Origin of the sequence: Halomonas sp. HNIBRBA4712 (assembly GCF_043558675.1) — a bacterium.
Taxonomy (GTDB): domain Bacteria; phylum Pseudomonadota; class Gammaproteobacteria; order Pseudomonadales; family Halomonadaceae; genus Vreelandella.
In genome coordinates, this window is the sequence record NZ_JBIFXR010000003.1 from 190,159 (window position 1) to 204,970 (window position 14,812).

The 14,812-nt window shown below is 59.6% G+C and carries 13 protein-coding genes; 1 reads left to right on the forward strand and 12 read right to left on the reverse strand.

Translation table 11 applies throughout. From position 1 onward, the window contains the following. Positions 1-10 precede the first annotated feature (10 nt). Together ACGK9R_RS08140 and ACGK9R_RS08145 are read right to left on the reverse strand one after the other, a co-directional pair. Positions 11-862, reverse strand: a complete 852-nt coding sequence (locus tag ACGK9R_RS08140) for a mechanosensitive ion channel family protein (RefSeq protein WP_394580081.1) — start codon at positions 860-862, stop codon at positions 11-13. A gap of 49 nt (positions 863-911) precedes the next feature. Continuing rightward, positions 912-2,057 (reverse strand): hypothetical protein, encoded by a 1,146-nt coding sequence (locus ACGK9R_RS08145; RefSeq protein ID WP_394580083.1) that lies wholly within the window; start codon positions 2,055-2,057, stop codon positions 912-914. A gap of 201 nt (positions 2,058-2,258) precedes the next feature. Here ACGK9R_RS08145 and ACGK9R_RS08150 point away from each other — a divergent pair, with 201 nt between their 5' ends. Beyond that, positions 2,259-2,543, forward strand: coding sequence for a hypothetical protein (locus tag ACGK9R_RS08150; protein ID WP_394580085.1), 285 nt, complete (start codon positions 2,259-2,261; stop codon positions 2,541-2,543). Positions 2,544-2,634: 91 nt separating this feature from the next. On the opposite strand, the gene ACGK9R_RS08155 is transcribed toward ACGK9R_RS08150, so the two are convergent. From ACGK9R_RS08155 to ACGK9R_RS08200, 10 genes are all read right to left on the reverse strand, one after another. Further along, positions 2,635-3,648, reverse strand: coding sequence for an NAD(P)-dependent alcohol dehydrogenase (locus ACGK9R_RS08155; RefSeq protein ID WP_394580087.1), 1,014 nt, complete (start codon positions 3,646-3,648; stop codon positions 2,635-2,637). 43 nt (positions 3,649-3,691) lie between these two features. Further along, the gene (locus ACGK9R_RS08160; protein WP_394580089.1) at positions 3,692-5,590 is read right to left on the reverse strand and encodes an ABC transporter ATP-binding protein; all 1,899 of its coding nucleotides are present in this window, start codon (positions 5,588-5,590) and stop codon (positions 3,692-3,694) included. A gap of 56 nt (positions 5,591-5,646) precedes the next feature. After that, the gene (locus tag ACGK9R_RS08165; protein ID WP_394580091.1) at positions 5,647-6,648 is read right to left on the reverse strand and encodes an AbrB family transcriptional regulator; all 1,002 of its coding nucleotides are present in this window, start codon (positions 6,646-6,648) and stop codon (positions 5,647-5,649) included. Positions 6,649-6,781: 133 nt separating this feature from the next. Continuing rightward, positions 6,782-7,687, reverse strand: coding sequence for a ribokinase (locus ACGK9R_RS08170; RefSeq protein WP_394580093.1), 906 nt, complete (start codon positions 7,685-7,687; stop codon positions 6,782-6,784). A gap of 72 nt (positions 7,688-7,759) precedes the next feature. Beyond that, positions 7,760-8,716: a D-ribose ABC transporter substrate-binding protein gene (locus ACGK9R_RS08175; protein ID WP_394580095.1), complete on the reverse strand. Its 957-nt coding sequence runs from the start codon at positions 8,714-8,716 to the stop codon at positions 7,760-7,762. 76 nt (positions 8,717-8,792) lie between these two features. Next, the gene (locus ACGK9R_RS08180) at positions 8,793-9,890 is read right to left on the reverse strand and encodes an ABC transporter permease (protein WP_394580097.1); all 1,098 of its coding nucleotides are present in this window, start codon (positions 9,888-9,890) and stop codon (positions 8,793-8,795) included. A 24-nt stretch (positions 9,891-9,914) separates the two neighbouring features. Continuing rightward, positions 9,915-11,462: a sugar ABC transporter ATP-binding protein gene (locus ACGK9R_RS08185; RefSeq protein ID WP_394580099.1), complete on the reverse strand. Its 1,548-nt coding sequence runs from the start codon at positions 11,460-11,462 to the stop codon at positions 9,915-9,917. 9 nt (positions 11,463-11,471) lie between these two features. After that, the gene (locus ACGK9R_RS08190; RefSeq protein ID WP_394580100.1) at positions 11,472-12,116 is read right to left on the reverse strand and encodes a DUF2291 family protein; all 645 of its coding nucleotides are present in this window, start codon (positions 12,114-12,116) and stop codon (positions 11,472-11,474) included. Between the two features lie 83 nt (positions 12,117-12,199). Then, positions 12,200-13,297, reverse strand: coding sequence for an alcohol dehydrogenase catalytic domain-containing protein (locus ACGK9R_RS08195; protein WP_394580102.1), 1,098 nt, complete (start codon positions 13,295-13,297; stop codon positions 12,200-12,202). Positions 13,298-13,759: 462 nt separating this feature from the next. Continuing rightward, complete coding sequence (locus ACGK9R_RS08200) at positions 13,760-14,731, reverse strand: sugar-binding transcriptional regulator (protein ID WP_394580104.1); 972 nt, start codon at positions 14,729-14,731, stop codon at positions 13,760-13,762. Positions 14,732-14,812 lie beyond the last annotated feature (81 nt).

Below are 14,812 nucleotides of genomic sequence, written 5' to 3' on the forward strand. Positions count from 1 at the left end.
ACGCCGCGCGCTAACCGCGCGGCGAGCTCGACGCTCCCGCCACTTCTCCGCCAGCGTCCAGCGCGGTATCCGGCGGCAGTAGCGCCGAAGTGACCCCGCCTTCGCTGAGCACCTTCTTGCCGCGCACGGTCAAATCGGTGATGAACAGAAACTGCTGGCGCGGATCGACTGGATAAGCGCGAATGCGGTAGTGCGTCCCCCAGGGCTTCTCTTCGGCGACGATGATGATCGGCGCGTCGAACTTCAAATACGCGCTGGTCAGCGCCACATCCTTGAGCGCCTCGCGCACCCAGCCCGACGCATCTTCCACGTAGAGATAGAAACTCGCTACGCACTGAAGCGTGGGCCCGCCGTTGTTGGCGTTGTACACCGGCGTATCCCACAGCTTGAGATGCGGCATGGCGACCAGGTCGTCGTCCGGGGTCTGGATATGCACCGTGCGCATGCCCACGTGCTTGACCTCGCCGTAGGTGTCCTCGATCTTCACCCAGTCACCGGGCCGGTAGGGAAGCTCCACCGCCGATACCACGCCGGCGATCAAGCTACTCACGTAATCCTTCAGCGCGAACCCGATTGCGAGCCCCAGCGCGCCGAACAGCGTCACCATGTTACGCAGCGACGGCTCGATGATGATCGGCACGATCAACACGATCGCCGCGATCAGAATCAAAAGCCTGGTCAGCGGCACCAGCGCAAAGACGCGAAAACGCAGCTGCCCGTGAAGCCGATTGGCCAGCCAGTTGAGCCCGCGCTGGCTGAGTACGATCAACAAAAGCGTGGCCAGCACGATCGCCGCCACCGTTATGACCTCGGGGGTGCCGATATCGTTGAACAGCTTGGCGTAGTCGCTGCGCTCGTCCATGGGCTCTCCTGAAGGCGCCGCTCGCGGCGCCGGTTGAATCGAAACCCCGTTAGAGCGGGTCGACCAGATAGTTACGCGAGGCGAGAAGCTCGCGCACGCTGGTATAGCTCAAGGGCGTCACCTGCCAGCGCTGATCAAACTGATCCACCACCTTGAGTCGGGCAAGCGTCAGCCGGGCATTCAGCGTCTCGTAATCGGAGAACGGCAGCACCTTGCAAAGCGCCTGGTCGTCGAGGCCACCATGGATCAACAGCGAATGTAGCGTCAGCACGGCGACATCGCCGGTGTCGCTGGTGAGTTCGGCGTCGTTGAGCGCATCGACCAGCCAGAGCTTATCGTCGCGCTTCGCCTTTTCATCGATGTCCGGGGCGGGCTCGCGAAGCCGCTCGCGCCAGTAGTGCCAGGCAACGCCCAGATGCCCGCGGCAGTAGGCGGCCAGCTCCTCCAACTCACTTTCGGCGCGGTGTTCACTGCCGATTAGCGGTTTGCCGGTGCGCGTGCTGTAGACCGTTAGCCCGTGCTGGTCCTGGCGAAGAAAATACGCAGCTAGCTGGTCCCCCTCCAGGGCCTGCAGGGTCAGGGTGGGTACGCTGTCCAGGCCCACCAGGTGCTTGAGGTAGGCGTAGCTCCAGCTATCGCAGCCGATCACGCCCTGGCCAAGCTGGCCGGTCAGCGCGGCCTGGAGAAAGGCACGCACGCCCTGAACGCCGTCGCGGTTGCGCAGAAAGCAGTGCTCCAGATCGGGCAGCGCCCAGCGGGGTTTCCCGTCGAAGGCCGCGATCCAGTCACTCCTCCCTTCGAGCAGCGCGTCGCTGTTAGGCGCCTCGCACACAGCCACCGCTTGAGTGCGCGCCCACTCGCGCACGATGCTTGCGTGGCCGCCGTGAGGCGGGGTGATGAAAAACACCACGGGTTCGTCGGCGTGGCCGCGCGTGATCGCCTCGTTCAAGGGCGCGGCGGCACGGCGCCAGTCGATCGGCGGCACAAGATGAGCAAGGCGCAGTTCCGGCAGCTTGCGAAGCGACTTCTCCTCCATCGCCTGGCGCTCGGCATCGCGCTTGCCGTTCAGCCAGATCCTGATCGCATTCAGATAGCGCTGGCGCCGGGATTGGCGAGTCTTCTTCGGGGTAGAAAACGCCTCCAGTTCGACGACCTCCCAGCATCCGGGCGCGGCATCGGCGAAACGCTTGGCCATGTAGCTTCTCAAGTGATTGTATGGACGCTCAAGCGTAGCACGATGCGAGCCAAGCGACGGCGCTTCGAACTTACCGGCCAGGAAATAGTCGCAGTAAGGGTGTAACTTGAAAGCTCACCCCTGCCTCGAATACCCCGGTCTTCAATGAGGCCGTTAGCGTATTCAGGGCAAACGTGAGCGAGTGCAAAACGGGAGGTCGCAATGAGCGTTGTTCCGGTTAATGAGAGTGAGCTTCACGAAAAACTGAGCAAGTGCATCGCTGGCGAGCGCGTGTTGATCGAGCACGACGGCAATCGCTTCAGCGCGCGCATCCAGCACGCAGGCACCAAGGGCGTCCGGGTGATTCCCGAAGCGCTGATCAAGAACACTGCGGGTGACCTGGGCGACATCGAGGGCGTGATTCACCCCTATCAGGAAATCCAGGAGCTCGAGGTCAAGGGCGTGGTGTACAGCCGCATCAGCGAGCCGGTCAAGCAGCGCGCTTGACGCCAAAACCCCGGCGCTCGCCGGGGTCATCCGATTATTTCAGCTATCGCCGCACGCTTTCGAGCGTGCGGCGTTTTTTGGCTCGAATAAATCAGAATGTCAGGCAGATCTTGCCAAAGTGCTTGCCCGACTCCTGATGACGAAACGCATCGGCGATCTCGGCCAGATCGAACTCGCGGTCGATGACCGGGCGCACATCGCGTGTTTCGATAGCGCGGATCATCTCGAGCTGGTCGCGCCGGCTGCCGACGATCAGCCCCTTGAGCGTGGCCTGCTTGGCCATCAGTTTGGCGGTCGGGATATCGCCTTCGCGGCCGGTCAGAATACCGATCAGCGCCAAGTGCCCGCCGATCTTCACCGCGTCGATGGATTGGGGCAGCGTTTTCGGCCCGCCCACTTCGACGATGTGATCCACCCCTTCACCCCCGGTCAGCTCCTTGACCTTCTTGCCCCACTCCGGCGTCTCTCGGTAGTTGATAACGTGCTCGGCGCCAAGCGCCTTGAGCTTTTCGAGCTTCTCGTTGGAAGAAGACGTGGCAATCACGCGCGCGCCCATCATCCGGGCGAACTGCAGCGCGAAGATCGAGACCCCGCCGGTGCCCAGCACCAGCACGGTGTCGCCGGCCTTTAACTTGCCATCCACCACCAGCGCCCGCCAGGCGGTCAGCCCTGCGGTGGTAAGCGTGGCGGACTCCGCGTGGCTGTAGCCGTCAGGCTGGTGAGTGAACCAGGTGGCCGGGCGGGTGACCTGCTCGCGGGCGTAGCCGTCGACGCCGTCGCCAGGGGTGGTGCGAAAATCGCCGACCCGAGCCGGGCCTTCCAGCCAAGCGGGGAAGAAGGTCGAGACGACCCGGTCGCCCTTCGCGAACTCGCTGACGCCCTCGCCCACCGCTTCGACCACACCGGCTCCGTCGGACATCGGGATGCGCCCATCATGGGTCGGGATCATGCCTGCGACCACGGCGTAGTCGTGAAAATTGAGCGAGCTTGCGTGCAGGCGCACGCGAATCTCGCCCGCGTTTGGCGCGGCGGCGTCTTCGCGCTCCTGCACCTGGAGCTGGTCGAGCCCGCCCGGGGCCTTCAGGGTAACGGTACGGTTGGCCATTCAATCCTCCTGATTGATCCATTAATCAACTGGTCTACTGCGTCTACGTCACGTTAGCAGACGAATCCCCATCCGACACGTCGAGCCCCAAAAAGCCGCCGGACTGACGCTGCCAGAGGTTGGCGTAGATGCCGCCCTTCGCCAGCAGCTCCTGGTGGGTGCCGCTTTCGACCATCTCGCCGCCGTCGACCACGATCAGCCGATCGAGCATGGCGATCGTCGAAAGCCGATGGGCGATGGCAATCACGGTCTTGCCCTCCATCAGCGCGTCGAGCTGCTCCTGAATCGCCGCCTCGACTTCGGAGTCGAGCGCCGAGGTCGCCTCGTCGAGCACCAGAATCGGCGCGTTCTTCAAAAGCACCCGAGCGATGGCGATACGCTGGCGCTGCCCGCCGGAGAGTTTGACCCCGCGCTCGCCGACGTGGGCGTCTAGCCCGCGCCGCCCGTGGGGGTCGACCAGATCCGCGAGGAAGGTATCGGCATGCGCCCGGCGCACCGCCTCCCATACGTCCTCGTCGCTGGCGTCGGGGCTTCCGTAGCGGATGTTGTCTCTAAGCGAGCGGTGCAGAAGTGACGTGTCCTGGGTGACCATGCCGATGCGGTGGCGAAGCGAGGTCTGGGTCACCTGGCTGATGTCCTGGCCGTCGATCAGAATGCGCCCGCCCTGCAGGTCATAAAAACGCAAAAGCAGATTGGCAAGCGTCGACTTGCCCGCCCCGGAGCGGCCGATCAGGCCGATCTTCTCGCCGGGCTTGATGGTCAGATCGAAGCCGTCGAACACGGTGCGGTGCTCGCCCTTCGCCTGGGTGTAGTGGAAAGTGAGCGCCTCGAATTTGATCTCGCCGCTGGGCACGGTGAGCGCCGCCGCATTCGGGGCGTCGTTGATGCTCGGCGGCTGGGCGATGGTGTTCATGCCGTCCTGCACGGTGCCGATGTTCTCGAAAAGCCCGGCCACTTCCCACAAAATCCAGTCGGACATGAAGCGTATGCGCATCACCAGTGCAATGGCAATCGCCAGCACCCCGAGCGAAATCGCCTCGAAATACCAGGCGCTGATCGCCATGGCGGCAATGCCCACCAGCAGCAGCGTATTGAGCAGCGTCAGGCACACGCTCATCACCGTGACAAGGCGCATCTGGCGGTGCACCGTGGTCAGAAATCCTTCCATCGCGCTCTTGGCGTAATGCTGCTCGCGCACCGTATCGGCAAATAGCTTGATGGTCTGAATGTTGCTGTAGCTATCCACCACCCGCCCGGTCATCTCGGCGCGGGCATCCGCCTGAGCCATGGAGACATCGCGAAGCCGCGGCACGAAGTAGCGCATGATGCCCAGGTAGCCAACGAGCCAAAGCCCCAAGGGGAGCAAAAGCCACGGATCGGCGCGGCCGAGCAGAAACGCCGCGCCGGTAAAATAGACCAGCGCGTAGACCAGCAGGTCCATCACCTTGGTCACGGTTTCGCGGATGGCGAGTGCGGTCTGCATCACCTTTTGCGACACGCGGCCAGCGAACTCATCCTGATAGAACGCCAGGCTTTGGCTCAGCATGTGCCTATGCGAAAGCCAGCGCCCGATCATCGGGTAGTTGCCGAAAATGCTCTGGTGGGTGATCAGCGACTGCAACAGCACCAAAAGCGGCAGCCCAACGATCACCAGAAGCCCCGCCCCGGCGAGCCAGGCGCCGTTTTGCGCCCAAAAGCCCGCGCGCTCGGCCTCGCCGAGCCAGTCGACAAGCTCCCCCATGTAGCTGAAAAAGAACACCTCGGCGGCAGAAACCGCGCCGGTGACCAGCGACATCGCCAGCAACAGCGGCCAGATCGGCTTCGAGAAGTGCCAGATGAAGGGCAAGAGCCCCCTGGGCGGCGTTTCGACCCGCCCTTCCGGGTAGGGATTCACGCGACTTTCGAAATAGTGAAAGATCGATTTCATCGAGCGAGCGAGCATGGAAGGTCCTTGAAACCCGTGGTTAAAAAGGTGGTGGAAAAGTGGGCTGAACCGCGTTAGCGACGACCGGCGAGATAGCGCGCCCAGAACGGTGCCACGATCATCAGCGTGATCATGCGCAGCAGATGATGAAAGGCGACGAACACCGGGTCGATCTCGAGCGCGACCGCCAGAATGGCGATTTCACCAATACCGCCGGGCGCCAGTGCCAGAATCGCGACATCGCGCCCCACGCCCAGAAACTGGTGGATCAGTTCGGCAAATAGCGCCAACACCGCGAGTGCAAGCAGCGTGGCCACACCGGACTGCCACATGTAGCGCGAGAGCTGGCGCCCGCTCAGGCCCTTGAAGCGCGAACCGATGGCGCTGCCCAGCACCCAAAGCATGAGATTCATGCCCCACTCCGGTAGCGTAAGGCTTGCGATATCGAACCCCGAAAGCGCCGCAGCGACCAAAAGCGGCGCCAGCAGCGCGGCACTGGGCACGCGCAGCCAGCGCCCCAGAGGCAGCACGAGAGGGATCAGTAAAAGCATCCAGCCATCTGACAGCACGGTGTCGGGCGGCTCGGCGCTGGGCCCGTCGCCGCTAACGAGCCAGAAAAACGCAGGCAAGAAGAGTATCACCAGCACCACGCGAAGCGACTGGGCAACGGCGATACGCCGCGGGTCGCCCCCGCACTGATCGCCAAGCAAAATCATCGCAGTCATCGCCCCTGGCGCGGCGCTGAACCAGGCGCTGGTCGAATCGAAGCCACAGCGGCGATACCAGGCGGCGGCGACGGCCGTCGAAGCCGCCACGCCCAACAGTAAAAGCACCGCCGAGACCGGCCAGTCGCCTACGCGATGAGCCAGCTGCGGCGTCACCTGGCTGCCCAACACCAGCCCCATCACCGCCAGAAAAACGCTACGCACCCGCTCGGGCACCACCACGTGCACGCCGTTGGAGGAGAGCAGCAGATTGGCAATCAAGGGGCCCAGCATCCAGGCAAGCGGCAAGCCGGTCAGTTGAAACACCGCCCCACCCACCGCGCCAAGACCAAGTGAGGTCAAAAACCCCATGATCGTGTGTTTACTTGGTACGTGCTTCACTAAAATTCTCTGGCCAGGGCACGATCAACGCCAATCGTTAAGCGGCTAAATAAGAACAAAGCCTATCATAATCGAGTCATCGCCAAGGGGGCAGAGAATATGTTTAGAACGCGCCTATTTGTTGGAGCAGCTCTTCCACCTCTTCGTGGGCCGGTATGCTGGCCGAAGAACCATACCTTTGAACCGTTAGGGCGGCGGCGGCAGTGGCTTTTCTCAAGCACTGGCGTGGCAAGGCCCCCGCTTGGCGAGCGGCGAGAAAGTAGCCAATAAAAGTGTCGCCCGCCGCTGTTGTATCCTTGACCTCTACCTTCAGCGCAGCTTGGAAATGAGTTTCGGTGGCGCACTGATACCACGCCCCCTCCCCACCCAGGGTCAGCACGACATCGACTTGACCCAATACATGGTGCAAACGCCTCAGTAGATCCCGGGCGCTTGACTCGATGGGCATACCGAGCAGCGAAGCCGCTTCCACACGATTGAAAAAGAGGAGTTCACACTGGTCGAGCGCCAGCTCCTTGACGTTCGCTCCCATGGGCGCGGGATTGAAGGCGACGCGACAGCCGTGGCTCACCGCCATCGGGATAATGCGCTCAAGGCCGCTACACTCGTTTTGAATGAGCAGCATGTCGCCCGGCCGCGTCATCGAAAGCAAGGCGACGATACGCGCCTCATCGAAACAGGCGTTCGCGCCGGGGTAGAGCACGATGGCATTTTCTCCTTTTTCATCTACCTGAATCACTGTATGCCCACTGGGATCCTGCGTTAACGCCACGCCACGTGTATCGACGCCCTCGCTTTTCAACGTCTCGATGATCCAGCTATCGTGGCACGATATGCATCCCCAGTGGCTTATCAGTCCATTCGCGCGGGCCACCGCCAACGACTGATTGGCCCCCTTTCCTCCCAACCTGACGCTGTAGTCATCACTGGTTAAGGTTTCACCCGGCTGCACGAGATGGCTCACGCGGTAGGTATGGTCGATATTGATGGAGCCGTAGTTGAATATCATGAGACTCTCCACACATAAGAAAAGCCGGCCAGCTTGGGAGCTGGCCGGCCTGATGAAGCTCTGCGGCGTTTTTTACCCTTCGAGCACGAACGGTGAGATGTATGCATCAACGTTATCGGGCGTGATGAGAATGCAGTCATAAAGCTGTTTTTCACTATCGAGACCCGTCTCACCCGTCTCGATGTATCGGTCAGCGATTTCGACGGAGGCTTGCGCAAACACTGCAACCGGCTGCAGCACCGTATAGGCCAGCTCGCCGGCACGCACCGCATCCACCGCGTCGGGAGAACCATCGAATCCGCCGACGAGAACGTCATCCAGCAAGCCCTCCTGCTTCAAAGCCACGATAGCGCCCAGCGCCATTTCGTCGTTACCGCTGATCACACCGCGGATATCGGGATTGGAGCGCAACATGCTTTGCATCTTATTGCGCCCTTCGGTGCGGTCCCAATTGGCGATATCGGACGCTGCTAACGTCAGGTCGGGGTACTGGCTAAGCACGGTGTCAAAACCGTTGGAGCGGGTGGCCGCGTTATTGTCGGAGGGCGGCCCCTGTAATTCTATATACGAGCCCTCGCCGCCTAGCTGCCTCGCCCACTCCTGAGCCCCAAGAGCGGCACCTTGCGCGTTGTTCGATACCAGCTGCGCCTGTGCAAGCCCCTGCTGATTGATCTCCGCATTGATAATAAATACGGGAATGCCTGCATCGACGGCGCGACGAACGGCGCCGATAGAGCCATCGGCATTGGCCGGGTCGAGGATGATAGCGTCCGCGCCGTTGGTGATGGCGGTATCGACCTGGTTACTCTCGGTATTGGTATCTCCAACGTGCGAGCTCACGTTCGCCTCATAGCCAAGCTCCCGAGCGGTGCGCTCGGCGATCGTACCCTCTGTTTGCCAGTAAGGGTTGGACATGTCGTTCACGATAATGGAGATGAGCCCCTTCTCCTGGGCGGCCGTCACGCCGCTCAGCATCATGGAGGCCCCGGCGATGGCGGTTAAGGCCAGTTTCTTCTTGATTGAAAACATCTTTACGACTCCATCGTTATCTTTGTTAGAGCATTGGTGATCGGCCTCTTGAGGCCATACTTCCAGGCATGGCCATTCAAGTGGCCGTTGCGCTAGAACTCCTGGTGGTTTCCACGAGCTTTTCTTGCGCGGGCTCGGTGGGCTTGCGCTTCACCCTGTACTGGACGTTATTCAGCATGACGGCGAAAACGATGACGCTGCCCGTGAAGACCATTTGCCAGTAGGCAGATACACCGATAATGACCAACCCATCGGCCAAAAAGCCAATGACGAAGGCGCCGAGCAGCGTGTTTCTTACCGAACCTCGCCCGCCCATCAGTGACGCTCCTCCAATGACAACGGCGGCGATAGCGGTCAACTCGTAGGTGGTACCCGCCGTAGGGCCGGCGGAGGTCAACTGCGAGGCCAGTACGATACCCGCTATGGCGGCACACACCCCGGAGATGACATAGACCGAGAGCGTGACGCGCCTCACCGGCACACCAGAGAGCTCGGCGGCGCGCGCATTGCCGCCGGTTGAGTAGATCCAGCGACCGAAAGGCGTGCGTCCCAGTGCCAGCATGCAAACAACGGCCACGGCCAAGAGGATCAATACGCCGACAGGAATGCCCATGAGTCTGTTGAACCCGAGCCACTCGAACCCGGTATTACCCAGCGCCGGGTCACCGCTCAAGTTATTGAAGGTCAGCCCATCGGTCAGCAATAGCGCCGCACCGCGCGCCACGTAAAGCATGCCCAGAGTGGCCACGAACGCGGGCACCTTGAAGTAAGCCACCAACACACCGTTGATGCTGCCGACCAGCGCGCCCAGCAGGCAGGTCAGTACCACCACCACCCATACCGGCGGGAAAAACACCAAATCCAGTGCCTGAATTTCCACACCGCCCATCAACAATCCGGCGAACACGCCGCAAAGCGCCAGGGTCGAGCCCACCGACAAATCGATACCGCCGGTCAAAATGACGAATAACATGCCAATTCCCAGCAAGCCGAACACCGCCACGTGGGAGGACATGGTCAAAAAATTACCCATCGAAAAATACACGGGCGACAGGATTGAAAAAACGATGATGATGGCAATCAGCGCAAAAAAAGCGCGGCCCTCCAGCAATATCCTGGTGATATCAATATCGCGCTTTTGAACCCGCGAACCGTTATTGTTGTGATCAGACATACTAAATACCCCTGGAATGAATAATCATGCGGCGAATGACTCGCCGGAGGCGGCCATGATTTCGTCTTTCGTCACGCCCGGGCCAAACTCCGCGACGATCTTCCCCTTGTTCATCACCACCACGCGGTGCGGAATACTCAAACACTCGCTAACCTCGGAGGTGGTGAACATGACCGCGAGCCCCTGGCGTGCCCCTTCGCTGAGCAGTTTGAACACTTCCGCCTTGGCGCCAATATCGATACCGCGGCTTGGCTCGTCGAGCATGCACACTCTGGGGTTGGTGGCGAGCATCTTGCCGATGACGACTTTTTGTTGATTACCACCGGACAAGGAGCCTATTCCCGCCTTGCCACCGTCGGTTTTAATGTGAACCCGGCTTATCGCCGAGTCGATCATGGCGTCTTCGAGCCTCGATGACGTCAACCCTTGACGAGTGAACGCATCGATACTGGCAAGAGAGAGATTGCCTCCCACGCTCATGGTCGGTACCAGTCCATCACGTTGACGGTCCTCGGGCACAAGCACCAGGCCGCGCTCGATACGCTGAGCGATGTTCAAATGCGCGATGTCGTTGGTTTGAAGCAGAATCGCTCCCCGGCTTGGCCGACCTCTTCCGGCCAGGCATTCGAGAAGCTCCGTTCTGCCGGCGCCCATCAAGCCATAAATGCACACGATCTCGCCGGCACGGACATCGAGCGATACGTCATCGATAACGTAACGGCCGGTGGCATCGTCGTTTAGGTAAAGCCCCTGAATGGAGAGCGCCGGCTCGCCCAGCTCATAGCCGGTCGGTGGCGACCCAAGGTCAAAGCTTTCTCCCACCATGTGCCGTACGATCCACTGGAGATCGATTTGGTCACGCGGTGCATAAGCCGTCATGACGCCATCGCGCAGAACCACCGCGTGATCGGTGATCTGAAGCGCCTCCTCGAGATGATGAGAGATATAGACGATCGACACTCCCTTGCCCTTGAGGTCTCTGACCACCTTGAACAGTGTCTCAACTTCGGTGGCGCTCAAGGCAGAGGTGGGCTCATCCATGATGAGAATACGAGAGTTCTTGGACAAGGCGCGCGCGATCTCGACGATTTGCTGCTGACCTACGCGCAAATCCTCCACGAGGGTAAGGGGGTCGATGGGCTCATCCAGCTCCTGCATTAGCAGGCGCGTCTGGCGCGCCTGCTCTTCATAGTCGACGCTACCGACTCCTTTGGTGAGCTCGCGACCCATGAAGATGTTATCGCGCACGTTCAAATTGGGAGCCAAACTAAGCTCCTGATGAATGATCGTGATGCCCAGCTCCTCGGCGTCCGCGGGCGACGAAAAACGCACCGTCTCGTTTTCCAGTACGATCTCGCCGGCGCTTTGAGGTATAACGCCGGAAAGAATCTTCATTAATGTAGACTTGCCCGCGCCGTTTTCCCCGAAAAGCGTCGTTACCTGGCCCCGGTGAATATCGAAGTTCACTTCCTTGAGCGCTTGTACGGCGCCGAAACGCTTCTCGACGTGGCGTGCCGACAGGATCACCTCGGGGAGCGCCCTCTCCATGACTGAGGTTTGATTGTCACTCATATCCCCTCCTTACTCATCGACCACGACGTTAACGGGCGTGATCAACCAGTTTTGCGGATTGATCATGTTGAAAGATCCAGTAATGCTGAGCGTTTGACCAATCAAGTCCTGCGTGGAGACGCCGGTAAGCACTTGGCGCTTCATCTCCTCGTTCAGGGCGGCTCCGGCATCCTGATATTCAATCTGATTGGTGAAATCACTGAATTGAATGTTGCCAGTCGTATCGCGTAGCACCGTACCGTTGATGGCCGGCCCCATCTGGACACGCACGACCACCTCGTCCGAGACGCCCTCCACCTCCAAGGTGTAAATACCGGCCTGTTGCTCGATGGCCGTGCCCGTCACAGAGACCGGGATAACATGACCGATGCCCGAGGCAATACCGTACTGCTCGCCCGCATCCCCCGGACTTTGAAGCGCTTCGTGCGCCAGAATCGACGCCTCGACGGCGTTGGCTTCGATATACTCGCGAATATCGGAAAAGCTATCCTGGGCAAACTGCTCCGGGGAAAATCCAACTTCGCTTTCGAGTTCGGAGAGCGTGACTACTTTGGTATCCAGGGCCATCAGCATCAGAAGCACGACGGCGAAAATACTCACCGCGTAGAGTTTGATACGCCTGGTATCGGGTACGGAATTGGATGTCGCCGACATAACTACCCCGGTTAGCGTTATCGATGATAGTCAGTAGCTGCTTATTGTGAGCTGTAGCTATCAAAATGAAGGTGGACCTACTATCAAGCCCCGGGAATCAGCACCACTTTTAATGCGTCGGGCTCGTTGCGCATCAACTCCAGCCCCTCGTGAAACTTCTCCAGGGGTAACGTGTGCGTCACTACATGATCGGTCGGAAAGTCACCGTTACCAATGCCTTCGATCACCAATGGATAGCAATAAGGCCCCAAGTGAGCACCCAGTACATCCAACTCCTTGCGATCGCTGATAATGCTCCAATCCACCGTCACCGGTTCCTTGAAAACGCTAAACTCGACGAATCGGCCAAGTTTACGAATCATATAAAGGCCTTGCTGCACCGACTGAACCGCACCCGTCGCCTCGATATAGATATCGCAGCCGTAACCATCGGTGATACTTTTCACATACTCGACCACGTCGACTTCGGCAGGGTTTAACACGATGTCCGCCCCGAACTCCTTGGCAAGCGCCAGGCGCTTTTCGTTAAGATCCAGCACCACCAGTTTGGCCGGCCCGGATTTCTTGATCGCGCCGATCATGCCGAGCCCTAACGTACCCGCACCGGACAATACGACCACATCGCCAAGTTCAATCTGGGCGCGCTTAACCGCATGCAGTGAACATGCGTAGGGCTCGACGAGCACTGCCTTCTCCATGGGAATGTCGCTTGGCAACGAGTGGTTGATCGCCTCTTTGGGGAAAACCATATAATCGGCCATACCGCCGTTAACGTTATTTTGAAAACCGTAAACGTCGTGCTTTTCACACATCCAGTACTGGCCACGGTTGCAAAACCGGCAGTTCCAGCAGGGCACAATTTGTTCGGAGATGATGCGCTCGCCAATAGCGAACTCGGTCACACCTTCGCCGAGCGCTACCACATGACCGATGAACTCGTGCCCCGGAACCATTGGCGCTTTTATGTAAGCCGGTTGAGTTTCATCACCCCAAAAACTGGGCGCTCCTTCGTATGCCTTTAGATCTCCAGCGCAGATACCGCATGCTTCAACCTTGATCAGTACCTCACCTTCGCCCGCCTCGGGCACGGCGACCTCTTCAAGGCGATAATCACCGGGGGCGTAGGCTACAACCGCACGCATGGTCGATGGTAGTTTTGGGTATTGGCTGTTGTTGTTCATAACCGACTCCTCGTAGTGCGGCGGCCAGCAACCACACTTTTACAAAAGATCATGTGATGTACATATGAATTAAGTACCTTAAGGCTTGAAGAGTCAATGGATTTGGGCTTCTATCAGACTAATACTTTAGGCTACCGCTCAAATATATGAAATTAAAATAAAAGCTCATAAATATTCCGCCCTCTCGAGAGGAAATAACAGCAGGACTAAAAAAAGTCACCGTCGATTTATGGTCAAGCATATTTCAAATGTTCAGCTAAAGCGGCGTAGAGATGCCGAATAATGAATAAGTCACCGGTGCAAGCGAGCCATGGCTGCCCGATCCTGCCATGCGGAATATGAAAGATTTTTCAAGAAAAGAGCGGGCAAAGCGTTCGATCGACCAACACGGATGACGCAATCAGACACTCCAACCCCGGCGCCTTACCAGACGACCGGGGGCCGGTGAAAGATGACCGGGCTTTATTCGGCTTGGGTCGCCTTATCGAGACGAAGAATGGTATGGGCATTGGTTACACTGGTGGCCAGCGTATCAATGACGCCAGTGCGTAGCGCTCCGAGTATGCCCACCGCCTTGGTGTTCTCGCTGGCCACCGCGATGACATCCGGTATACGCCCAAGATCCTGTATATTGAGCCCCACGATCCGCCCCTGCATGCGCGTGTCGGAGGGCTGGCCATGAATGTCGATGAAGTCGTACCCCATCATGTCACCCACGGTACCGGAAAGCCTGGCCTCCGCGATCTCCTGGGCCGAAAACCAGCCCATACGAACCATGTTGCTGTCTTCACTGACATCGCCAACGCCAATCAGCGCCGCGTCCGCTCGTCGAGCTCGGTCCAGGGCCTGGCGCACGGTGGAGTTTTCATAGAGTGCATCTCTCACCTCGCTGTTTTGCACCAGCGCCGGCGCGTAAAGTGTTTCGCTGTCACCCCCGAAGCGGCTCGCCAAACGCCGGCAGATATGATCCGGGTTCATGTACTCGCCAGCGCGCAGCGAGCCGCCTATCGCGCATACAAACGACGCCCTGAGCGGTTCGGCCCGAAAAACATTATCCGCCACGGCGGCAACGTTGCGGCCCATGCCGACAGCCACGATCTGACCATCGATCAAACTACGCGACAGATGATCCGCCACCAGACTGGCCACGGCGGATCGCTGCACCTCGGGGTCCGAGTTATCCAGCGCGATCAGCGCGCGCTTCAAGCCGAAGCGACGCTTGAGCTCCTGTTCGATCTCGACACTGACGGCCGGATGCAGGCGCACCCGAACATCCACGATACCCTCGGCCTGGGCACGCTTGAGCAGCCGCCCGATGCGAACGCGTGAATGCCCCAAACGGTTAGCAATCGCTTCCTGCGTTTCTCCCTGCACATAATAAAGCGTTGAAATTTCCGTCATCAGATCGATGTCGGCGGCATCCTGGCTGTTCATTCGTGGCATCCAGTGTGGTCCAAAAGCGTCACGCGACGCTCGAAAGAGCGGGATGCGCCCAGCGAGGGCGAAGCCTGCACA

Coding starts and splice junctions, on each gene's coding strand:
- ACGK9R_RS08140 (WP_394580081.1), bottom strand. CDS start 862: ATGGACGAGCGCAGCGACTACGCCAAGCTGTTCAACGATATCGGCACC.
- ACGK9R_RS08145 (WP_394580083.1), bottom strand. CDS start 2,057: ATGGCCAAGCGTTTCGCCGATGCCGCGCCCGGATGCTGGGAGGTCGTC.
- ACGK9R_RS08150 (WP_394580085.1), top strand. CDS start 2,259: ATGAGCGTTGTTCCGGTTAATGAGAGTGAGCTTCACGAAAAACTGAGC.
- ACGK9R_RS08155 (WP_394580087.1), bottom strand. CDS start 3,648: ATGGCCAACCGTACCGTTACCCTGAAGGCCCCGGGCGGGCTCGACCAG.
- ACGK9R_RS08160 (WP_394580089.1), bottom strand. CDS start 5,590: ATGCTCGCTCGCTCGATGAAATCGATCTTTCACTATTTCGAAAGTCGC.
- ACGK9R_RS08165 (WP_394580091.1), bottom strand. CDS start 6,648: ATGGGGTTTTTGACCTCACTTGGTCTTGGCGCGGTGGGTGGGGCGGTG.
- ACGK9R_RS08170 (WP_394580093.1), bottom strand. CDS start 7,687: ATGATATTCAACTACGGCTCCATCAATATCGACCATACCTACCGCGTG.
- ACGK9R_RS08175 (WP_394580095.1), bottom strand. CDS start 8,716: ATGTTTTCAATCAAGAAGAAACTGGCCTTAACCGCCATCGCCGGGGCC.
- ACGK9R_RS08180 (WP_394580097.1), bottom strand. CDS start 9,890: ATGTCTGATCACAACAATAACGGTTCGCGGGTTCAAAAGCGCGATATT.
- ACGK9R_RS08185 (WP_394580099.1), bottom strand. CDS start 11,462: ATGAGTGACAATCAAACCTCAGTCATGGAGAGGGCGCTCCCCGAGGTG.
- ACGK9R_RS08190 (WP_394580100.1), bottom strand. CDS start 12,116: ATGTCGGCGACATCCAATTCCGTACCCGATACCAGGCGTATCAAACTC.
- ACGK9R_RS08195 (WP_394580102.1), bottom strand. CDS start 13,297: ATGAACAACAACAGCCAATACCCAAAACTACCATCGACCATGCGTGCG.
- ACGK9R_RS08200 (WP_394580104.1), bottom strand. CDS start 14,731: ATGAACAGCCAGGATGCCGCCGACATCGATCTGATGACGGAAATTTCA.